We start from the raw sequence: 21,509 nt of genomic DNA on the forward strand, positions 1-21,509 counted from the left end.
GGGCAGGGCGGGCTGGCTGACGACACTCGTCTGGGCGAGCGCGAGGCTGGGGAGGAGCAGGAGGGCGAGCAGGCGCATACGCCCCGGGACTCTAGGCGTCAGCCGTCCCGGGACAAGCGCTCTGCGTTACCAGTCCTCGGTTCCGGACACACCGTCGAGCGGGTCGTCGCCGGGCTTGCTCTTCTTGTCCTGCGCCTTGCCACGGCCGCCTCGGTCCTCGGACGACCAGTCTTCCATGCCCCCGCGGTTGTCCAGCGGGTCCCGGCTCTTGGTCACCTTCTCGCCGATGCTGTTCACCAGGTGGTTCACCACCCGCTCCATCTCCTGCTTCAACTGGCCGAACTCGTCGCCCTGGACGGCCATGCGCCGCCCCGCCAGCCGCTGACCGGTGCGCGCGTCGTAGTAGCCCAGCGTCAGGTCGGTGCCCTCGCCATTGGCGCGAAGGGTGCCCACCATGACCCGGTCCAGCCCCAGCGACTGCGCCATGGCCGCCACGCCAGACGCCTTCTCACCGGCGCGGTTCACCTCACCCGCCACCCGGTCCAACTGCGCGTCGAAGGCCTTGTACGCAGAGGTAGGCACCAGCTTGGCCGTGACTTCGGCGTCGTCGGTGGCCACCTCCATGAACTGCCCGTACTGCCGGAAGCCCGGGCGCTCCACCCGCAGCAGGTGCTTGCCAATGGGCAGCGCGGGCAGCGTCACCGGCGTGTAGCCCACGACTTCGCCGTCCACGTACACGCGCGCGCCCGAGGGCCGCGAGTTCACCGTGGCGGTGCCGCGCAGCTGGGACGTGCGGCTGGTGGCCACCTGCACGCGCAGGGCGAGGAACTCGCGCGAGAAGCGCTTGGGGGACAGCTCATGGGTGGGGGACAGCGCGATGAGGTCGATGAGCGCCAGCTTCGCCTCCTCCACCTCGCCGCGCAGGTGCAGCACGGCGGCGTACAGCGCCAGCGCGTCACACAGCGGCGAGCACCCGCGCATGGCGCCCGCGGCCCCTTGAAGCTCCTTCAGGGTGGCGCGCACCTTGCGCTCCGCCTCCTCGTATTCCTTCTTGTCGAAGGCGGAGAGGCTCTCCGAGTACCCCTTGCGCCCACGCTCCAGGGATGCCTTGGCCTCCGGGTCCTCTGGCATGCCGAACAGCTCCTCCGACTTGCGGACCGTCATGCCGGCGAAGTTGGAGAGGGCGTCGTTCATGTAACCCTCCATCTGCACGCTGGACGCCTCGGAGGCCGGGTCCATGGGCACCAGAAGGGTGCTGACGCGGCGCGCCTGGGGCGGGGCCGCGAGGGTCAGCGCTGGGAGGAGGAGGAGGGCGAGGGCGGATTTCATGGGGTGACCTTTGAAACAGGCGACGCGGGTGGCGGTCCGGGCATTCAACACGCGGCGCTGCCTCAGAACCCGACTCCACCAGAAACGGGGTTGAACGGGCGGCTCTTGTCCTGGGACGTCGCCACGTAGACGGCCCCGGCCGTCACCGCCGCCGCGCCGCCGACCACCGCCCAGAACCACGGGCGCTTGATGAGGGTGGAGAACGAATTGCTCTCCGCCACGCGGGGCGCCGCGACGCCGTTGACGAAGGCGCGCACCTGGTCCACCGCCGCGTCCGGGCCGTTCTTCTTCGCGCCCGGCGCCAGGGCAATCTCCACGCCGCGCAGCCGCGCGTTGGAGCGCAGGTCCCACGCCTGGAGCTCGGCCTGGAGGTGGCCCTTGTCCCCGCGAGCCACCGCCGCCAGCACCACGTAGCGGGCGTTGAGCCGCTCCCCAATGGCGCGTGCCTCGGGCGGCGGCGTGTCCCGCTCGAAGGCCTGTTCGGTGCTGGCGTGGACCGCCGCGTCACGCACGGCGGACAGGCCCGGGCTGGGCTCCAGCGTCGCCTTCACTTCGGTGCTCTTGGCGGACGCCACCTCTGTGTACTGAGAGAAGGCCGAGTAGCCGGGCAGGGACACCACCACCGGGTGCTGGCCCGCGGGCAACTCCACGCCCTTGAGCGGCGTGACGCCCAGCTCCTGCCCCCGCACGAGGACGCTGGCGCCCGCCGGCTTCGACTCCACCACCAGCGTGCCGGCCGGGCGCGCCTTCACCTCGGCGCGGGCCTGGTCGAAGGTCTTCAGCACGTCCTGCCCGAAGAGGGCGGCGTCGGGGGACGTGGACGGCTCCGCCACCACCGCGCGCTTGAACGCGTCCAGGGCTCCGGTGGCGTCGCCGTTGAGCATCCGCGAGGCGCCCAGGAACAGGTAGGCCTTGGCCAGCCGCTCCGGGCTCAGCTCCGCCGGGTGCTTCGTGTAGGCCTCCGCCGCCGCCAGGAACTTCGCCTCGGCGGACTCAGGGTCCAGGTTGTCGTAGTCGGTGCGCCCCTGCTCGAAGAGCGTGTCCGCGCGCGCCAGCGAGGCCGGCGGGGACGGCGGGAAGGCTGCGCCCAGGTCCACCAGCGCCACGCCGCTCGCCTTGAGCCGGCTCAGCAGCTCATCCTCCAGCTTCACCGCGGCATCTTCCACCGCGGACGTCCGAGCCACCGCGAAGAGCGCCACCGGCCCCGAGGCCGTCACCGCCGCGCTGGCCACCGAGGTCTCACCCGAGGCACCTGGCGCCGCCGCGGGCCTGGCCATGGCCGGAGCGTCCGGCGACACCAGCGGCGTGACGGCCGTCTCCTCGTCCTCGTACGGAGAGCCGAAAGCCCGGGGTTCGACGGATTCGTCGCCATCCGCGTCGTCCGCCGAGGCCGCCTTGGTCGTCTTCACCGGCTGAGTGGTGGCGGGGGGCTTCTTGCTGGACTTCTTCTTCCGCGTGGACTGCCCATAGGCGGGAGAGGTGGCCAGCATGAACGCGAGGAGCAGGGAGGTTCGGCGGAACGTAGTCACGGCGCGAATGCTATCCGAGCCGGGGCTCCGTCTCAAAAGCCCTGCTGCGCGCGGGCCCCTCCGGGTTGGGAGGGACCCGCGACGGTGATTCCGTCCTGACTAGACGTCCAGGTCCTGGACCTCGCTGGCGCGCTCCATGATGAACCTGAAGCGGGCGCTGACGTCCTTGCCCATCAAGTCGTTGATGAGCCGGTCCGTCTCCAGGGGCTTGTCGATGGTGACGCGCAGGCTCATGCGGTTCTTCGGGTCGAGCGTCGTCTGCTTGAGCTCGTCGGGCGTCATCTCGCCCAGTCCCTTGAAGCGCATGATGTTGGGCTTGGCGTTGCCCTTCGTCTTCTCCTTGATGATGCGGTCGCGGTCCGGCTCATCCAGCGCCCAGTACGTCTCCTTGCCGATGTCCACGCGGTACAGCGGCGGCTGGGCGATGTGGATGGCGCCGCTCTCAATCAGCGGGCGCAGGTGCCGGTAGAAGAAGGTGAGCAGCAGGGTGGCGATGTGGTGGCCGTCGCTGTCGGCGTCCATCAGCAGGAAGACGCGGCCGTAGCGCAGCTTGCTGATGTCGAAGTCGGAGCCGATGCCGCAGCCCAGCGCGGACACGATGTCCTGGAGCTCCTTGTTCGTCGTCACCTTGTCGGTGGACGCCTGCTCCGCGTTGAGCACCTTGCCGCGCAGCGGGAGGATGGCCTGGGTGCGCCTGTCACGACCCTGCTTGGCGGAGCCGCCTGCGGAGTCACCCTCCACGATGAACAGCTCGCTCTGGCCCGGGTCCGTGGACGAGCAGTCCGCCAGCTTGCCCGGCAGGTTGAGCCGGTGGCTGACCGCCGTCTTGCGGCTCACCGCCTGCGACGCGGCCCGGCTGGCCTCGCGCGCGCGGGCGGCCAGGACGATGCGGGCCACCACCGACTCGGCGATGGACTTGTTGTCGTTGAGCCACTTCTCCAGCGCCGGACGCAGCACGCCGTCCACCTGGCCGGACACCTCGGGGTTGTTGAGCCGCCCCTTCGTCTGGCCCTGGAACTGCGGCTCCACCACGTAGGTGGACAGGATGGCGGTGATGCCCTCGCGGATGTCCTCCGCGGTGAGCGTCACGCCCTTGGGCGCGATGCCGTGCGTCTCGATGTAGTTGCGCACCGCCTTCACCACCGCGCTGCGCAGGCCCGCCTCGTGCGTGCCGCCCAGCGGGGTGGGGATGCCGTTGACGTACGAGCGGATGTGCTCGTCGGTGGCCTCCGTCCATGCCAGCGCCGCCTCCAGCCGCACGCCGTTGTCACGTGAGTGGTAGAAGGCCGCGCTGCCCGCGGGCACCAGCGGCTTGTTCCGCTCCGTCACCACCTTGGTGAGGTACTCGGCGATGCCGCCGTCGTGCTTGTACGTCACCGACGTGGGCGGGCTGGACGTCTCGTCCTTCCAGACGACCGTCATGCCCTTGTGCAGGTAGCTCTTGGCCTCCAGCCGCTCGCGCACCAGCTCCGCGTCGAACTTCAGCTTCTCGCCGAAAATCTCCGGGTCCGGTTCGAACGTGACGGAGGTGCCCGTGCCACGCGCGGCGCCATCCACCTTCAGCGTGCTGGTGGCCTTGCCGCGCGCGAACGTCTGCACGTGCTTCTTGCCGTGGAGCTTGATCTCCACGACGAGCTTGCGCGCCAGCGCGTTCACCACCGAGCTGCCCACGCCGTGCAGACCGCCGGAGTGGATGTAGTTGCCCTGCTCGAACTTGCCGCCCGCGTGAAGGGTCGTGAGGATGACCTCCACGGCCGGCTTCTTGTATTTGGGCATGATGTCAACGGGGATGCCTCGCCCGTTGTCCACGATGGTGACGCTGCGGCCGTCCTTGTGGAGCGTCACTTCCACGGTGGTGGCGAAGCCGTTGATGACCTCGTCCACCGAGTTGTCGAGGATCTCCCACAGCAGGTGGTGATACCCCGTGCTGTCGGTGCCGCCGATGTACATGGCCGGGCGCTTGCGCACCGGCTCCAGGCCTTCCAGGACCTGGATGTCCGCGCCTGTGTAGGTTTCCTTCTTCGTCGCCATGGCGTCCTCTGCCTAGTCCTTCTTCTCGGGCAACGGGATGAAGGTGACGGGACGCGCCACCTCCTTCACGGCGTCGCGCTTCGACATCTCATGGCCCTTGCCGCCGCGGCCCGTCACCTCGTACTTCGCCGGGGACAGGTGCAGCTTGCGGCCCTTCTGCGTTTCGAACTCCAGCTTCGCGTCCTTCTGCGCGGGCGACACGGCGAGGAAGTCCACCACGCGGTCTCCGCCGTCCACCTTGATGACGGTGACGCCCTTGCCCGGGCCGGCCAGCTCGTTGACCTCCGCCACCTTGCACACCAGGGCGCTGGTCTTCTCCGTCAGCACCGCCAGCAGGTCGCGGTCCGTCACCGGCTGCACGCCGATGATTTCGTCGCCTTCGCCCGTCTTGGCGTAGCGGCGGCCCGCGCGCGTGGAGACCTCCAGGTGCGGCTCCAGCAGGAAGCGCATGCCCATGCCCTGCTTCGTCACGCCCACCAGCTTCTGCGGGCGCGGCAGCCGCGCGTCCAGCGACAGGGCGGACACCACGCGCTCGCCGTCGTCGAACTTGAAGAACTTCTGCACCGGCTCGCCGTAGCCCGTGGAGGCGGGCACGTCGTTGAAGCGGGTGACGTACGCGGTGCCGAAGTTGCTGAACAGCACCAGGTTCGCCTTCAGGCTGCCGGCCAGCACCGCCATCACCGCGTCGCCTTCACGCAGGCGCGTGGTGGACGGGTCCTTCACCTCGCGCACGCGCTTGACCCAGCCGTCGCGGGTGATGACCACGTGCGCGTCCTCGTCCGCGATGAATGCCTCGGCGCTGAACTCCATCTCCTCGGAGCCCGCGCCGCCAATGCGCGTGCGACGCTTGTCGTTGTAGCGGGCCTTCATCTCGCCCAGCTCGTCCTGAACGGTGCCCCACACCTTCTTCTTGTCCTTGAGGATGCCCTGGATGCGCTTGATTTCGGCGCGCTTCTCCTTGAGCTCCTTCTCCACGACGAGAATCTCCAGGCGGGCCAGCTTGTAGAGCTTCATCTCCAGGATGGCGTCCACCTGGGCTTCATCCAGCTTGAAGCGGGCGATGAGCTTCCGGGCCGCGTCCTGCTTTCCTTCCGACGCGCGGATGATTTTGATCATCTCGTCGAGCGCGTCGTAGACCTTCTCGAAACCCTCCAGGATGTGGACGCGCCGGAGCAGCTCGCCCAGCTCGTGCTCGAAGCGCTTCGTCACCACGTCGAAGCGGAAGGTGAGGAAGTACCAGAGGATGTCCTTGAGGTTGAGCCGCTCGGGCGTGCTCAGCTCTGGCTTGTCCTTGATGGGCACCAGGCAGGTGAGGTTGACGCCGAAGTTCGTCTGCAGCGGCGTCTGCTTGTACAGGTACGCCATCACCAGCTCGGGGTTGGCGTCCTTCTTCAGCTCCAGGACGATGCGCACGTCCTTGGTGGATTCGTCGCGCACGTCGGTGATGAGCGGCAGCTTCCGCTCGCGCACCAGGTCGCCGAACTTGGCCACCAGCGTGGACTTGTTCACCGTGTAGGGGATGGAGGTGATGACGATCTGCTGGCCGCCTCGCTTGAGGTCCTCCAGCTTGTACTCACCGCGGATGCGGATGCTCCCCTGGCCCGACTCGTAGATGTCGCGCAGCTCCTTCTTGTCGTTGAGGATCTGCCCGCCGGTGGGGAAGTCCGGACCCTTCACCCACTTGAGCAGGTCCTTCGTCAGGAGCTGCGGGTTCTCGATGAGCGCCACCAGCGCGTCCACCAGCTCGCCCAGGTGGTGCGGCGGGATGTTGGTGGCCATGCCCACGGCGATGCCCGTGGTGCCGTTCATCAGCAGCTGCGGCACCCGCGCGGGGATGACCACCGGCTCCTGCAGCGTGCCGTCGTAGGTCGGCCGGAAGGCCACCGTCTTCTTGCCCAGCTCCGTCAGGAGCTCGCTGGACAGCATCGCCAGGCGGCACTCGGTGTAGCGCATGGCCGCCGCGCCGTCGCCGTCGAGCGAGCCGAAGTTGCCGTGGCCGTCCACCAGCGGGTAGCGCAACGAGAAGTCCTGCGCCATGCGCACCAGCGCCTCGTAGATGGAGGCGTCACCGTGCGGGTGGTACTGACCCATGACACTGCCAACCACCTTGGCGGACTTCTGGTACTTGGCTTCGTGCGTCAGCCGGTGGTCGTGGAACATGCCGAACAGGATGCGGCGCTGCACCGGCTTGAGGCCGTCACGCACGTCCGGCAGGGCGCGCGAGGTGATGACCGACAGGGCGTAGTTGATGTACCGGCGGCGCGCCTCGTCCGCGAGCGAAGCCGGCACGGAGCCGTCGCCGTTGCCACCCGCGCCGCCGCCACCCCCACCACCGCCGCCCCCCCCGGCCCCCTGCTTCTTTCGCGATTTCGATTCGGCTTCTGCGAGCATGGTCGTCAATCCACAGGTGAGAACGCCCCGCACCCCGAACGCGGCGCGCGACCCGCGCACTCCTCACGTTGGGGGGCAGAGGTATGTAACAGGGCGCCGGGACTACCATGCCACCCTGACATTGGGAACGAATTCGGGGGGTTGCGCACTCTCCAACAGTGCCCACCTATACGTCTGTCCAGTCCTATTTGCTAGCAGAACCCCACCCCAACCCCGCGGAATTCCGAGGTCGGGGGCCTCCTGGCTGGGGCATGGGGCGGGACGGTGGGTGCGGGTAGGACAGGACGGCTCGTCCCCCTGGCGGCAGGCATACGCCCTAGGGCGTCGCGTCGCGGGCCTTCCCCCACGAACCGTCCTTGAAGATGCGCACGCCCTTGCCGCTCCCGCTGCCAATCATCCCCGGAATGGTGGCCTGGAGTGGCTTGGCGCCGGGCGGCTGGTAGACGACGCGGGCCTTGCGCGCGGAGGGCAGGGCGGCGCTGGTGGCGTCCACCAGCAGGTAGATGGTTTCTCCGTCCACGTGGAGCCGCTCGGGGTCCTGGCGGTGGTTGAACTCGGCCAGCAGCTCACCGTCATCCACGGAGGAGGCCTCGCTGCCGAGCAGGCGGACCTTCACCCGCAGCCAGCTCACGGGCGGGGCGCCTTCCTGCTTGGCGTAGTCGCGCACGCCCTGGATGACGACGGCGACGTCGGCGCCGTTGCCGGGCGCGTTCTTCGTCGCCAGGCGCAGGCCCGTCTGCTTGCTGTTGTCGGTGTCGAGCAGCAGCGTGGCGTTGGCGCAGCGGCTCTTGCACTCGTCGCCCCACGGCACCTTGTCGAAGCGCAGGCGCATGGCGAAGTCACTGCCTTGGGGGCCAATGACGGCGTTGACGATGACGGGACGCTCCCCATCCGGGGGCGCGGCATAGCGGAAGGTGGCGCGCTCCTTGGCGGCGAAGGCGGTGCCGGCGAGCAGGGTGCAAAGGAGCAGTGGGCGCTTCACGTGGAGACCTCCCCAGGGGCAAAAAGGGCCTATTCAAGAGGGAAGGGGCCCGCCGCATCAAGTCCCGGACGTTAGAGTGGGGCTTTTCGACGAGGAGGATTTCGCGATGCGTGAACCGTACGTGCGGCAGCTCAAGCTCGGGCCCATGGACAACTTCGTCTACCTGGTGGGCCCCCGGCACTCGGACGAAGTGGTGGTGGTGGACCCCGCGTGGGACGTGGAGGCCATCGAGCAGGCGGTGAAGCAGGACGGCAAGCGCGTGGTGGGCGCGTTCGTTTCGCACTGCCACTTCGACCACATCAACGGGCTGCCGGACCTGCTGTCGAAGTGGGACGTGCCGGTGTTCGCGCAGCGCGAAGAGGTCCAGTTCTCCCCGGAGCTGCGCGAACTGGGCGACGCGCTGCGGCCCCTGGGGCCGGGGGATGACGTGCGCGTCGGGCCTGAGACGTTCCAGGCGCTGCACACGCCCGGGCACACGCCGGGCTCGCATTGCCTGCTGGCCGGTGACGCGCTCGTGTCCGGGGACACCGTGTTCATCAACGGCTGCGGCCGGTGTGACATGAGCGGGGGCAACCCGGAGGCGATGTACCGCTCCCTGTCGCAGGTGCTGGCCAAGGTGCCCGATAGCGCGAAGCTGTTTCCGGGCCACGACTATGCGGACGTACCGGTGACCTCCATGGAGACGGTGCGGCGGAAGAACCCGTACTTCGCCTTCGACAACGTGGACGCCTTCGTCGCGTTCCGCATGCGGCCGCGCAAGTAGTGGCCTGTGCCGCGCCGCCGGTGTCTGGCGGCCAACGGGGCCTCACACCGAGGACACGTTTACCCTGAGTGCGTGCCTGTCTATTGAATCGCGCCCGGCAGGAGAGGGGGTTTCTCCTGCCGTGTTTCCTCGCAGTCCAGGCGTCGAGTCAGGAGCGTTCTCATGTTTCAGGAGCAGCTTTCTCCCCAGTCGCAGCAGATGTTCGGTGAGTCGCTGAAGGAGCGGGTCGTCGAAGCCGTTCGCGAGCAGATTGTCTCCGCGATTGAGGACCGGCTCGGCCGCGAGGTGCGTGAGCGCGTGGGGGAGGCCATCCGCCACGCGATGTCCGAGCGCGGCGGTGGGATGCCGCAGGGGTATGGGATGATGCCCCTGGGCTACGGCATGCCGGAGCCGGAGCGCATCGCGGACGCGCTGTGTTCCCGCTTGTCGGAGACGCTGCGCGAGCGCATCGCCTCCGTGGTGCACGAACGCATCCGCGACGGCATCCGCGAGCGGCTGACCGAGTGCGTGCGCGCGGCGCTGATTGAGCAGTGGCAGATGTCCTCCCATGGCTTCGGCGCCCCGGATGCCGAGCGGCTGGCGGAGGCGGTGCGCACCCGGCTGCTGGAGTCCCTGCGCGAGCGCATCAACACCGCCGCGCATGACGGCGTGCGCGAGGCGCTGCGCGAGCGGCTGGCGGACACGCTGCGCTCCGTGATGTCGGAGCGCATGCCCGGCTTCAGCCCCCACGAAGCGGAGCGGCTGGCGGACGCCATTCGCGGGCGCCTGGCCGAGGCCCTCCACGAGGGGCTGGTGTACAGCCTGCGTGAGCGCGTGCGCGAGGCCCTGCGCGAGCGCCTGGCCGACGGGCTCCGCGGCGTCGTGACGCGCCAGTGGGGCGGCATGGCGGCCGGCTCGTTCGACCCCGAGCGCATCGCGATGGCCCTCCAGGACCGGCTGTCCGAGGGGCTCCGTGAGCGCATCAACTCGGCGGTCCGCGAGCGCGTCCGCGAGGTGCTGCGGGAGCGCATGGGCGAGATGCTGCGCGGCGCCATGGCCCGTCACCGGGGCATGATGGGGCAGGGCGGGATGATGCCGCAGGGCATGATGATGGGGCAGGGGATGCAGGACGTGGAGCGCCTGGCGGACGCCATCCGCACGCGGTTGGCGGACTCCCTGCGTGAGCGGCTCATGAGCAGCATGCGCTCGGAGCTGGACTCGGCGCTCCGCTCGCAGCTCCCCGAGGCCGTCCGGTCCGCGTTCGGTGAGGCGATGCGCGCCGGTCCGTCCATGATGCCGATGCAGCAGGGCGGCGGTTCCGTCGACCCCGAGCGCATCGCGAGCGCGGTGCGTGAGAGCGTGAGCGCCGACGTCCGCGAGCGCGTGGGCGAGATGGTCCGCGAGCGCGTGTCCGAGGTCGTCCGCAACGAGCTGTCCAACGGCGTGCACGCTCCGCAGGCGTGATGCGCCGCTTCCTCGGAGGCGCGGTGGTGAGGTCCGCCGCCCGCCTCCGGGGAAGCACTCTCCCCTCATTGGGCGACGGCGCTCAGTTGTGAGCTCATCCCTCCCTGGGTTGGGCCTTTCGCCATCGCGCGAAGACGGCCTTGACCTCTTCGGGTGAGACGGAGATGTACTGGGGCCAGAGGGCCCATCTCTTGTGCGGGTAGCCGAGCAGGTTGTTTAGCGTGTTGTTGATGGCGTCCTTCTGTTTCGCTAGGTCGTCGCACGCGGGCCAGGATGCCAGGATGGCGGCGACCTCCGCTCGGTCGAGTCCGAACACGGAGGGGAACGCCCTTTCGGAGAAGAACGGCCCCTCGACTGCGGCACGAAGACACTGCTGGATGATCTGATCATCGCGCGTCGTGCCTTGCAGTCAATGCGCGCTGCGAGAAGGTCGACGCGCTCAGGGCGCCCAGTACATCGGTCCACCGTTCCAAGTGGTTGTGATCTCCATCTGCGGCGTCGCGTTCCAGGGCGACGGCGTGGTGAAGCCGAGTCCGACGCCCGCGGGCTGGTCCGTGCATCCGGACGTGAGGAGGGCACCGGCCATCAGGACGGTCCAGGACAGCGAGCGGGGGGAAGGGTGTCGACGCAGCTGCATGTGGGGTTCTCCTCGAGGGGGGGCGCATCACGGCGCCGTCGTGGACTTGGACGTTTCGAAGGGGTAGCGCTGGAGCGCGAGCACCGCGCCGCTCGGGTCGGCGATGAGCGCGAGCGAGCCGCCGCGTGCGTCCGGGCGCGGGGCCATCAACACGCGCCCACCCAGGGCCTGGGCCCGTGACGCGAGTGCCGCGGGGTCCTTCACGCGGACATAGGTGAGCCAGTTGGGGCGCGCGCCTTTCACCGGGTTGGCCAGCACGCCGCCTCGGGGATGCTGCCCCTGGGCGAGGACATAGTGCGGCCCGCCGCCGAGTGGCCGTTCGCGGACCTCGTAGCCCAGGAGTTCCTTGTAGAAGTCCGCCGCGGCGACGGGGTCCTGGGCCAGGTACTCCATCCACAAGAACTGGCCCTCATCCGGCACGCCCGTGTCGGCCGGGTCTCCGGGCCGGGAGCGCACGAAGCCCACCGCCGCGCCCTGCGGGTCGGCGACCACCGCGGCCCGGCCGATGTTCCGCACATCGATGGGGCCGTCGAGCGCCTTGCCGCCGCGCGCGCTGACTTCGGTGACAGCGCGGTCCACGTCGGGCACGGAGAGGTAGCCGAGCCACAGCGCGCCTTCGCGTTTCTCGGCGGTGTTCGCCGGATGGACGATGCCGCCAATCCAGCGCCCCTGGGCGCGGATGAGGGAGTAGGGGCGGAGGCCGCCTCGGATGTCCACGAACTCCCATCCGAACAGGTCGCGATAGAAGCGCTTCGCGGCGGCGGGGTTGTCGGTGACGAGGTCGTGCCAGACGAACTTGCCGTAGAGCGGTGTGGGCGACAGGGAGATGCCCTCGCGGGCAGCGCTGTCAGGCGTCGACGCGCACCCGGCCTGGGTGGCGACCGTGCCGCCCACGGCGCACACGCTGGTCAGCAGGAGCCCGCCGCGAAGCCACGCGCGCCACGTGCCAGGAAGGTTCATCGTCTCTCCTCGTGCCGCGTCCGGAGCCGCTCGCGGGCTGGATGGCCGGCGGGCTCGAAGGTGGACGGGACAGGACGGGCCGGAGGCTTCGATATGAGGCGGCGGCCTTCGCGCGACAACCCACGGGGGGCGTCCGTGCGACCGTGGGAGGGGCCGCTGTGTCCGGCGCGACGCCGCCCGGCCCCCGGACGCTACACCCGCCGCGTCCGTGCCGTGATGGAAGGCATCTGGAGCCCCTTGGGCCTGGCGTGCAGGGACGAGTACGCCGCCACCGCCAGCAGTCCGATGGCGAGCAGCGACCACAGCGCCGCCCACACCACCGCGGGCACGTAGGTGAGGTCCGCCAGGAGCGCCGCGTCACTCTGCGAGCGCACCGCGCTGTTCCACAAGTCCGAGCGCAAATCGAACAGCGCATACAGCGCCGTGAAGGCCGAGATGAACAGGTTCAGCGCGTCCACCACTCCATCCGGCAGGAACTTCGCGCCCAGGGCCAGCACCACGGCCGTGCCCAGGCAGAAGAGCAGGGTGAAGCCGTCCCCCGCGTACACCAGGCCCATGACGGTGAGCCACACGCTGGCGGTGCCCAGCACCCAGCGGCGGAGCCGGAAGCGGAAGGTGGCCAGCATCAGCCCCGCGCCCGCCACCGCGCTGCCCAGGTACCCCCCGGAGTAGACGGCCACCTTGGCGAACAGCCCGGGTGGCAGGCGGGACAGGCAGGAGCCCGACTCGTTGGCCGCCAGGTGGATGCGGTCCACGGAGCCGCCCACCAGCAGCGTCGCCAGGGCGTGCCCGCTCTCATGCATCATCACCACCAGCACCTTCATGGGCCACAGGGCGGGTGAATCCCAGAAATACCAGCCCACCCCCAGCATGAGGGCGAGCAGGGCCAACCGGCCGAAATCGAGCTGTGCACCGCTGGCGGTCCGCATCGGTCGCTCCCCTCCTGGGACACCCCAACACTTAATCCGGGTTCGTCTTCCACGAAAAAGCCCGGCCTCCTGGCCGCGAAGCGTCACGGCGAAGGGATTCGCTTGCGGGCGCCGGACGGAGTAGGGAGGGGACACCATGAAGAAGACGCTCCTCCTTCTGTCGCTCGTGGCTGCCCCCGCTCTGGCCGGGGAAGGCAAGTGGACTCCCCAGCAGGTCCTGGAGCTGGACCCGGCGTGGCTACGCGCCCAGGGCCTCCAGGTCTCCCCCAAGAAACTCTGGGATCCGAAGCGTGGCACCGGCCTGCTCGCGGGCGCGGTCAACGTCGGCGGGTGCTCGGGCGCGTTCATCGCCGCCTCGGGGCTGGTCATCACCAACCACCACTGTGCCTTCGGCGTCATCCAGGAGCACAGCACGCCGCAGCGCGACCTCATCACCCAGGGCTTCCTCGCCTCCAAGCGCGAGGACGAACTGCCCGGCAAGGGCTCGCGCGTCCAGGTCCCACGCAGCTTCACCGACGTGACGAAGACGGTGCTCGCCGCGGTGCCCGCGGACGCGGACGACATCACGCGCTACAAGGCCATCGAGCGGAAGCAGAAGGAGCTGGTCGCTGAGTGCGAGAAGCGCCCCGCCACCCGCTGCCAGGTGGCTACCTTCGATGGCGGCGTCAACTACACGCTGGTGGACGCGGTGGAGCTCACCGACGTGCGGCTCGTCTATGCGCCGCCGCGCGCGGTGGGTGAGTACGGCGGCGAGGAGGACAACTGGATGTGGCCGCGCCACACCGGTGACTTCGCCATCCTCCGCGCGTACACCGCGCCGGACGGCACCTCCGCGCCGTACAGCGACAAGAACGTCCCCTACAAGGCGGAGTTCTTCTTCCCGCTGGCCACCCAGGGCGTGAAGCCCAACGACTTCGTCATGGTGCTGGGCTACCCGGGCATGACGTACCGCGCGCTGCTCGCCGAGGAGATGGCCGAGCGCCAGTCCCGCCTCTACCCGCGCATGCGCGACGTGTTCGGCGAGGCCATCCGCATCCTCGAAGCGGAAGGGGAGAAGGACCCCGCGGGCAAGATCGCGGTCGCCTCGCAGCTCAAGGGCCTGCACAACGTCTACAAGAACTCGGGCGGTCAGCTCGCCGGCCTGAAGCGTGGCCACATCGTGGAGAAGCAGCGCGAGGCGGAAGCCGCCGTCGCGGTGTGGGCCAAGAAGGCGGGCGCGAAGTGGCAGCCGGCGCTGGACGCGCGGGCCGCGCTGCTCGTCGAGCAGTCCGCCATCGCGAAGTCCTTCGACCGTGAGTTCCTCCTGGCTGCGTCGTCGCGCCTGGCGCGGGGCCCGGCCCTGGCGGTGGTGGTGTCGCGGCTGGCCGCGGAGCGCGCGAAGCCGGACCTGGAGCGCCGCCCGGAGTACATGGAGCGCGAGCACGTCCGCATCAAGGACCGGCTGGAGCGCGACCAGAAGAACCTGTTCCTCCCCGCCGAGCGTCAGTTGCTGCTGGCCTTCGTGCGCCGCGCGCAGGCGCTGGGCGCCGAGGAGCGCATCGCCGCGGTGGACAAGCACTTCGGCAAGACCTTCTCGGAGAAGGACGTCCTGGCGAAGATTGACGCCATGTACGCGGGCACCAAGGTGCTGACGCTGGACGAGCGCCTGAAGATGGCCACCGAGTCCGTGGGCCAGCTCGAGGCGCGCAAGGACCCACTGCTCGCGTTCGGCCTGGACCTGGCGAAGGAGCAGGCCGCGCTCGACGAGGTGAAGGACAAGCGCCAGGGCGCCGCGCTGCGGCTGCGGCCGGAGTGGCGCAAGGCGGTGCTGGCGCACGCGGGCAAGCCGGTGGCGCCCGACGCCAACAGCACACTGCGCGTCAGCTTCGCCAAGGTGCAGGGCTACGCGCCGCGGGACGGCGCCATCTACACGCCGCAGACGACGCTGTCGGGCATGCTGGCCAAGCACACCGGCGAGGAGCCCTTCGACGTCCCGGAGAAGGTCTCCAAGGTCGCCGAGGCGAAGCGCTTTGGCGCGTGGCAGGACAAGAAGCTGAAGGACATCCCGGTGAACTTCCTGTCGGACGCGGACACCACCGGCGGCAACTCCGGCAGCCCCACCGTCAACGGCAAGGGCCAACTCGTGGGCGTCAACTTCGACCGCGTCTGGGAGAACGTGGCCAACGACTTCGGCTACAACCCGGACGTGGCTCGCAACGTCAACGTGGACGTGCGCTACATCCTCTGGATGCTGGACCAGGTGGAGGACGCGGACGCGCTGCTGCGCGAGCTGGGCGTGCGCAAGGGCCCGCCGGTCGCGAGGGAGACGCGCTGATGTCGGACGCGGGGGACGGCTCGCTTCCTTTTCCGGTCTTCAAGCCGGAGGAGCGCGTGTGCGGCAATTGCAAGCTGTTCAGCCCGCAGTCGGTGGATGAGCGCCGGGGCTGGGTGGGCGCGTGCCGGCTGCACTCGTGGCGGGGCAACTTTCCCCCGTCCGCGCCCATTTGCGACAAGTACACGCCTCGGGGAAGCGCGGCCCCCTCGGCGGTTGCACCCGCGCGCGAGCGGACCGCGCGCAGCGTGGCGCCGGTGGTGGTGCGGCGCCGCGCGGACCCCAACGACGTGGTGGACCTGGAAGGGTTGAGCATGACGCGTGAAGAGCTGATGGACATCTTCCGGGAGGCGTCCGGCTTGCTGGACGCACCGCCCCTGGCCAACAAGTGGGAGGGCGGCACGATGCGGCTGGTGCCCGCCAACACCGAGCTGCAGCCCAAGGACCTGCCCATCGACAGCCTGTTCCACAAGGTCGTCATGGTGCGCGACAGGCTCCGGGTGCTGGAGCAGAAGCTCAACGCGCACCCGAAGCTGTCGGACGCGGAGAAGGTGGAGATGCAGAGCTACATCACCCGCGTCTACGGTTCGCTCACCAGCTTCAACGTCCTCTTCAAGGAGAAGGCGGACCAGTTCGTCGGCTCGAAGAGCGAGGACTGAGCCGTCCCTGGCCCTCAGGGCTGCTGGCCGCGCTCTTCCATCAGGGAGAGCGTGCGCTGGCGGGCGCGGTGCAGCGTGCTCTTCACCGTGCCTTCGGGGATGCGCAGCAGCCGGGCGATTTCCGGGTAGCTCAGGCCGCGCACCTCGCGCAGGTAGAGCACCTGGCGCTGCTGCTCGTTGATGTCCTCCATCGCCTCGCCGAAGTGGCGCTCCATCTCCGCGCCCACAGCGAGGGCTTCCGGGGACAGGGGCTCCTGGATGTCGTGGCTCAGCCTGTCTCGGCGCTTGCGCGCCCGCAGCCAGTTGATGCTGCTGTTCACCATGACCCGGTGCAGCCAGGTGCTCCACGCCGCGCGGCCACCATAGCCGGGTGCGCGGCGGGCGAGCCGGGCGAAGACGTCCTGCACCACGTCTTCAGCGTCGGCGGTATCGCCGACGATGCGTCGGGCAATGGCCAACGCGCGAGGGCGGTGCTCGGTATACAACTCGGACAGCGGCGGAAGCGCGCATGCGTGCATGACGGGTGCTCTCCTGACACGCCGGGGTGGACGTACAGGACATGGAACGAATGAGCTGCCAGAAGGGTCTATCGCCCTTCAGGGCCATGCACCGTGGGCCACATTTTCCCGGGGCGGGGGCGTCCATCCGCTGACACCCCCACCTCCCTGGAAGGCGGCCTCTACTCCTGCTCGTCCTGCTTCGTGAGGCCCCAGTCCTTCAGCCGCTTGAAGAGAGTGGAGCGGGCCACGCCCAGCTCGCGGGCCACGCGCTCGCGGTTGTTGTTGTACCGCCGCAGCGCCGCCTCGACGATTTGACGCTCCAGCTTCTCCAGCATCTGCTCCAGCGTCATCCCCGGCGGCAGCTCCGGCACGGCGATGCCCGTCTCGCGGTTCAGCTCCTGGTCGAAGGAGATGTCCCCCGCGTCGATGAGGGGCCCCTTGCGCAGCAGCAGCGCGCGGTGCACCACGTTGCGCAGCTCGCGGATGTTGCCCGGCCACGCGTGGTGCTGGAGCCGCTCCAGGGCCGCGGGGGTGAAGCGCACGGACTGGCCACGCGGGGCGTAGGTGCGCACGAAGTGCTCGGCCAGCGAGCCCAGGTCCGCCTTGCGGCTGCGTAGCGGCGGCAGGTGCAGGGGGATGACACAGAGCCGGTAGTACAGGTCCTCGCGGAAGCGGCCCTCGCGCGCCGCCGCCAGCAAGTCCCTGTTCGTGGCCGCCACCACGCGCACGTCCACCGTCTGCGGGCGGCTGGCGCCCACGCGCTTGATTTCGCCGCCTTCCAGCGCGCGCAGCAGCTTGGCCTGCAAGTCGAGCGGCAGCTCGCCAATCTCGTCCAGGAAGAGGGTGCCTCCGTCGGCCTCCTCGAAGGCGCCCTTGCGCGCGCCCATGGCGCCGGTGAAGGAACCCTTCTCATGGCCGAAGAGCTCGCTCTCGATGAGCTCCTTGGAGATGGCCGCGCAGTTGACGGGCACCAGCGGCCGGTTCGCCCGCTGCGAGCAGGCGTGGATGGCGCGGGCCACCAGCTCCTTGCCGGTGCCGGACTCACCCAGAATCGTCACCGCCGCGGAGGACGGGGCCACCCGCTCAATCAACTCAGAGAGCTGCCGTACCGACGGGTCGCCGCCGATGATGCCGTGGAAGGACGTGGGCTCCTTGCGCGTGGTGGGCGCGGCGGGCTCCAGCACCAGCTCCGTCTCACCCACGCGCAGCACGGTGGGCAGCGGGACTTCCGCCTCGAAGACGCGCACCGGGCCCATCCACGTCCCGTTGGTGGAGCGCAGGTCCACGACGTGGAAGGTGTTGTCGCGCCGGGTCACCTTCAGGTGCCGGCTGGAGGCGAAGCGGTCCTGGAGCACCAGGTCACAGCTGGCGTCCTTGCCCGCGGTGAAGCCTTCACCCGTGAAGCGGTGCACGGACTCGTTGAGGCCCTGCTTCACCCGCACCTGCGCGGGCTGCCAGCGCGGCGCCTGCGTGTCGCGGGACTGGACGGACGTCGTGTGGCCCACCTCGGTGGTGACGTCCGCGCCCTCGCTGCCACCGCTGATGCGGAACACCGCGCGCCATTGGCCCAGCGCCAGGTCCGCGCCGTCTGGCAGCTCGCCGTGGGTGATGGACTGGCCGGCGACGGTGGTGCCCTTGCCGGACAAATCCTCCACCCGGCAGCGCTCTCCGTCCCACAGCAGGGCCACCTGGAGGCGGCTCACCTCGGGGTCCGGGATGGCGACGTCGCTCTGCTCGCCGCGCCCGAGCACCAGCCGTGCCCGGTCCACCCCCACCCGCAACACCTCCTCGCCACGACGAAAGAACACCAGCTCCGGCATCCCAGCCCTCTCAGCAGTCCAGCGCCTGAGAGCGCTTTACACGCCCTGGTGTTCGGCTTTCAACCCCGCGCCCTGGGGCGGGCGCGGGGGCTCAGCGCCGCGGGAGGAACGTCGGCCGGTTGAGGAAACCGCCGAGCCGGGCGGCGCGGAAGCTGGGGTCCGTCTTGTCCGGCGGGAGGATGGTGACGCCCGCGCCCACCAGACCCAGCCGCTTCTGGAACTCCGGGTCCAGCTTGATGTTCACATCCATGCCGGGCTCGCTGTACTCCAGCCGCTTGCCCAGCTTCAGCGTGCCGGTGGCCACCGCCTCCAACTCGTTGCTCTTCAGGCGCAGCGACTCCACCGTGCCCAGCCCCTTGACGAACTGGATGCGCCCGGTGAGCGCGCCCAGGTCGATTTGCGGCAGGTCCATGGGCACCGCCGTGCCGCCTCCCATGGGGATGGCCACCTTGCCGCTCTTGATGACCATGTTCCGGGTGTCCAGCGTCAACTCACCGTTGGCCTGGGACAGGTCCGGTTGCGCGCCGCTCTTGGGCAACGTCAGCGACAGGGCCGCGTTCAGCTCGCCGTCCAGGTCCATGCCGGTGAACTGCGGCAGGTTGCCGCCGGAGGCCTGGAGCCCGTCCACCGTCACCTTGACGCGCGTGTCGCCCAGCAGGCCCACGGAGGCGCTCAGCGTGCCGCCCATGACGCTGGCGCGCAGCGCGATGCCCGGCGGGAAGAGGGCGGGGCGCAGCGCCACGCTGTCCAGCACTAGCGGCTCGCCCAGCTCCGCGGCGCCCAGCATGCCCTCGCCCCGCGCGAGGGCCGCCACCGTGTCCGCGCTCAGCGGCTGGGGCGGCTTGCTCACGCGCACGTTGGTGGCGGTGATGCCCGCGAGGCCCGGCCGCAGCGAACCGATGCGCACCGCGAGCCCCGCCTGGGCCGCTTCGCTGACCAGCCGCTTGCGGATGGCGTCATACGGGAAGGTGACGAGCAGGCCCACGACGAAGGCCACCACCGCGAACGCGGCGTAGCCGAGGAGAATCTTCCAGCGGGCGGCTTTGGAGTCAGTGGACATGGGTCAGGGCTTCATCCGGTAGGTGGCGACAGTGGTCCACGCCGTCAGCGTGTCCGACGCGGGACGCGGCTCGATGCGCAGCAGCTTCACCTTCACCACGCCCGGGCCGCTCTCCACCGTCTGCAGGAAGTCGGTCAGCTTGCGCAGGTCCACGTCCGTGAAGGTCAGCTCCACGGCGCTCTCCACGATTTTTCCGTCGCCGATGCCCACCTCGCCCTTGGGCGTCATGTTGGGCACCTGGAGGCCGGCCAGCGTCGCCTTGTCCTCGATGTAGCTGATGAGCTGCACGTTGCTGGACGTGAGCTGCTGCTCCACCGACTGACGGTTGGCCTGCGCCTCGCGGAAGCTGGCGGCCAGCGTGTTCACTTCCTGCAGCTTGGCCAGCTTCTCCTCGGTGCGCTTGCGGTACCCGGACGCGCTGTTGGTGAACGTCATCACCACGGCGAACAGGATGAACACCAGCACCGCCGCGCCGGCGATGGACACCATGCGGCGCTCGCGGTCGCTGAGCCGCTCGAACCACGTCTGGATGGGGGCGAAGACTTCCTGAAGCTTGGCCATGGTCAGCTCTCTCCTCCCTGCTCACCAGGGCATTGCACCTGCACGTCCAGGCGGAAGGACATCTTGCTGCCGTCCCGCGTCTTCTCCACCTTTCCCTGCCGGACGTCCTTGAAGCAGTCGTGGTTCTTGATGGCGTTGGACAGCGTGTCGATCTGCTTCGAGGATTCCGTCTCACCCTCGAGGATGACGCGGCTCAGGTCGATCTGGATGCGGGTGAACTTCACCGGCATGTCGTCCGGAACACGCCCCGTCACCTCCGCCAGGAGGTTGACCGCCGTCAGCCGGGGCAGCGCCGCCGCCGGGCTCTCCACGCCCGCGAGCATGTTGAGCGCGCGGTTGTAGTCCTTCTCGCACCGGCCGAGGATTCGCTGGGTGGTGTCACACAGCACGGCGTCCACCTGCGCCTCGCGCCGCGCCAGCACGGAGTTGCGCACCACGCCGAACGCGATGAGCAGCAGGATGAGCGTGGCCGCGAAGGACGCCAGGAGCCCCAGCTTGTCCTTCATGTAGTCGAAGTCGCCCTTGAAGGCGAACTCGCCCCGGCGCAGGTTGAAGCGCGGCGCGCGCACGCCCGCCGCGTTGCCGCGCAGGGACAGCGAATACGCCTGGGCCGCCACGGGCTGCTCCGCCGCGGGAATCGCCTTCGCGTCCGCGGGCAGCGCCAGCACCCGCACCGGCAGATTCAAGTCCCGGGAGAGCTGCTCGGCGATGCCCGGCAGCTTCGCGGTGCCGCCGCACAGCACCACCGCGCCCACCTGCTGACGGGTGCGGGCCGTGAAGGCCTTGAGGGTGGGGCGCAGCTCGCGCAGCATCGGCTGCAGGCCGCGCACGAAGGCCGCCGCCGCGCGCTCCGCGTCCGGGCCCTGGGCCGCGCTGGCCACCGCGCCGTGCTGCTCCTTCCAGTGGTGCGCCTCCGCCAGCGACGTCTGAAACTCCGTCGCCAGCGCCTTGCTCAAGTCCTTGCCGCCGCCGGAGAAGGTGCGCGCGAACTGGACGCCCTCACCGGGCTTGCCCACCGACACGGAGGTGCGCTCATGGCCGATGTCCACCACCGCCACCGCGCCACCTTCACCCGTGCCCTGGAAGAGGCCCGGGTGCTGCTGGAACAGGTTCTGATAGGTCAGGCCCGGGTGCGTGACGATGCGCGGGTCCACCTTCAGCTCGGACAGCAGCGCCAGCAGCTCCGCCAGCTCTTCCTTGCGCACCACGCCCACCAGCAGGTCGCTGGCCTTCTCCTTGCCTTCGCCGTCCTTCAGGCCCACGACCTGGTAGTCGTAGACGACGTCGGAGATGTCGAAGGGCAGCTGGCTGCCGACCTCGAAGGGCAGCGTCGCCTCGATGCGCTTGGCGTCGGAGAAGGGCAGGCTCAGCGCGTGCGTGGTGAGCGCGGGGCCGGGCAGGGCGATGACAATCTGGTCCACGTTGCCCGGCGGGAGCTGGCCCAGCAGCTCCTGCACCGCGGCGCGCAGCGTGTCGGCGCGCTCGCCCTCCTGGGCGCGCCGGACCTCGGCGAACCCATGGGTCGTGTGCGTCTTCGTCTTCGCCTCCAGCACCACGCCCTTCACGGCGTGGCTACCGAGGTCCAGGCCAAGGATACGGGCCAT

Annotated in this window: 18 protein-coding genes; 4 read left to right on the top strand and 14 right to left on the bottom strand. The window is 69.6% G+C overall.

The genetic code is table 11. From position 1 onward, the window contains the following. Window positions 1-126: 126 nt before the first annotated feature. The 5 genes from HNV26_RS13865 to HNV26_RS13885 all read right to left on the bottom strand — a co-directional run bounded on the left by HNV26_RS13865 (window position 127) and on the right by HNV26_RS13885 (window position 8,262). Window positions 127-1,329, bottom strand: coding sequence for a PEGA domain-containing protein (locus tag HNV26_RS13865; RefSeq protein WP_171443588.1), 1,203 nt, complete (start codon window positions 1,327-1,329; stop codon window positions 127-129). A gap of 62 nt (window positions 1,330-1,391) precedes the next feature. After that, the gene (locus tag HNV26_RS13870; protein WP_366816864.1) at window positions 1,392-2,858 is read right to left on the bottom strand and encodes a PEGA domain-containing protein; all 1,467 of its coding nucleotides are present in this window, start codon (window positions 2,856-2,858) and stop codon (window positions 1,392-1,394) included. A gap of 99 nt (window positions 2,859-2,957) precedes the next feature. Further along, window positions 2,958-4,889: a DNA gyrase/topoisomerase IV subunit B gene (locus HNV26_RS13875; protein WP_171443590.1), complete on the bottom strand. Its 1,932-nt coding sequence runs from the start codon at window positions 4,887-4,889 to the stop codon at window positions 2,958-2,960. A gap of 12 nt (window positions 4,890-4,901) precedes the next feature. Further along, window positions 4,902-7,280, bottom strand: a complete 2,379-nt coding sequence (locus tag HNV26_RS13880; protein WP_171452807.1) for a DNA gyrase/topoisomerase IV subunit A — start codon at window positions 7,278-7,280, stop codon at window positions 4,902-4,904. Window positions 7,281-7,596: 316 nt separating this feature from the next. Continuing rightward, complete coding sequence (locus tag HNV26_RS13885; RefSeq protein ID WP_140789858.1) at window positions 7,597-8,262, bottom strand: hypothetical protein; 666 nt, start codon at window positions 8,260-8,262, stop codon at window positions 7,597-7,599. A 106-nt stretch (window positions 8,263-8,368) separates the two neighbouring features. On the opposite strand from HNV26_RS13885, the gene HNV26_RS13890 reads away from it, so the two are divergent. Next, entirely contained in the window at window positions 8,369-9,025 is a 657-nt protein-coding gene (locus HNV26_RS13890) for an MBL fold metallo-hydrolase (protein WP_171442552.1), read from the top strand. Between the two features lie 162 nt (window positions 9,026-9,187). Next, entirely contained in the window at window positions 9,188-10,468 is a 1,281-nt protein-coding gene (locus tag HNV26_RS13895) for a DUF445 domain-containing protein (protein ID WP_171442551.1), read from the top strand. A 94-nt stretch (window positions 10,469-10,562) separates the two neighbouring features. Here HNV26_RS13895 and HNV26_RS13900 read toward each other — a convergent pair whose 3' ends face one another. From HNV26_RS13900 to HNV26_RS13915, 4 genes are all read right to left on the bottom strand, one after another. Continuing rightward, window positions 10,563-10,784 carry a hypothetical protein gene (locus tag HNV26_RS13900; RefSeq protein ID WP_171442550.1) on the bottom strand — a complete coding sequence of 74 codons (222 nt, stop codon included), beginning with the start codon at window positions 10,782-10,784 and terminating at the stop codon, window positions 10,563-10,565. 123 nt (window positions 10,785-10,907) lie between these two features. Next, complete coding sequence (locus HNV26_RS13905; RefSeq protein ID WP_043612277.1) at window positions 10,908-11,105, bottom strand: hypothetical protein; 198 nt, start codon at window positions 11,103-11,105, stop codon at window positions 10,908-10,910. Between the two features lie 27 nt (window positions 11,106-11,132). After that, window positions 11,133-12,065: a VOC family protein gene (locus tag HNV26_RS13910; RefSeq protein ID WP_171442549.1), complete on the bottom strand. Its 933-nt coding sequence runs from the start codon at window positions 12,063-12,065 to the stop codon at window positions 11,133-11,135. A 191-nt stretch (window positions 12,066-12,256) separates the two neighbouring features. Next, window positions 12,257-12,994 carry a M50 family metallopeptidase gene (locus HNV26_RS13915; RefSeq protein WP_171442548.1) on the bottom strand — a complete coding sequence of 246 codons (738 nt, stop codon included), beginning with the start codon at window positions 12,992-12,994 and terminating at the stop codon, window positions 12,257-12,259. A 136-nt stretch (window positions 12,995-13,130) separates the two neighbouring features. Between HNV26_RS13915 and HNV26_RS13920 the strand changes: the two genes are divergently transcribed. Both HNV26_RS13920 and HNV26_RS13925 read left to right on the top strand, forming a co-directional pair. Then, on the top strand, window positions 13,131-15,308 hold the full coding sequence (locus HNV26_RS13920; protein ID WP_171442547.1) for a S46 family peptidase: 2,178 nt from the start codon (window positions 13,131-13,133) through the stop codon (window positions 15,306-15,308). After that, window positions 15,308-15,964, top strand: coding sequence for a DUF8685 domain-containing protein (locus HNV26_RS13925; protein WP_011552570.1), 657 nt, complete (start codon window positions 15,308-15,310; stop codon window positions 15,962-15,964). The genes HNV26_RS13920 and HNV26_RS13925 overlap by 1 nt, the downstream gene beginning before the upstream one ends. A 14-nt stretch (window positions 15,965-15,978) precedes the next feature. Here the strand turns inward: HNV26_RS13925 and HNV26_RS13930 are convergent, their stop codons facing one another. From HNV26_RS13930 to pilM, 5 genes are all read right to left on the bottom strand, one after another. After that, window positions 15,979-16,482 carry an RNA polymerase sigma factor gene (locus HNV26_RS13930; RefSeq protein WP_171442546.1) on the bottom strand — a complete coding sequence of 168 codons (504 nt, stop codon included), beginning with the start codon at window positions 16,480-16,482 and terminating at the stop codon, window positions 15,979-15,981. Window positions 16,483-16,643: 161 nt separating this feature from the next. Further along, a complete protein-coding gene (locus HNV26_RS13935) occupies window positions 16,644-18,284 on the bottom strand; it encodes a sigma 54-interacting transcriptional regulator (RefSeq protein WP_171442545.1) in 1,641 nt (546 codons plus the stop codon). A gap of 91 nt (window positions 18,285-18,375) precedes the next feature. Further along, window positions 18,376-19,344, bottom strand: a complete 969-nt coding sequence (gene gspN / locus HNV26_RS13940; RefSeq protein ID WP_171442544.1) for a type II secretion system protein GspN — start codon at window positions 19,342-19,344, stop codon at window positions 18,376-18,378. Window positions 19,345-19,347: 3 nt separating this feature from the next. Beyond that, window positions 19,348-19,905: a type II secretion system protein M gene (locus HNV26_RS13945; RefSeq protein ID WP_090489394.1), complete on the bottom strand. Its 558-nt coding sequence runs from the start codon at window positions 19,903-19,905 to the stop codon at window positions 19,348-19,350. A gap of 2 nt (window positions 19,906-19,907) precedes the next feature. Beyond that, window positions 19,908-21,509 (bottom strand): pilus assembly protein PilM, encoded by a 1,602-nt coding sequence (gene pilM / locus HNV26_RS13950; protein WP_171442543.1) that lies wholly within the window; start codon window positions 21,507-21,509, stop codon window positions 19,908-19,910.

This window comes from Myxococcus xanthus (assembly GCF_013116825.1).
Lineage (GTDB): Bacteria > Myxococcota > Myxococcia > Myxococcales > Myxococcaceae > Myxococcus > Myxococcus xanthus_B.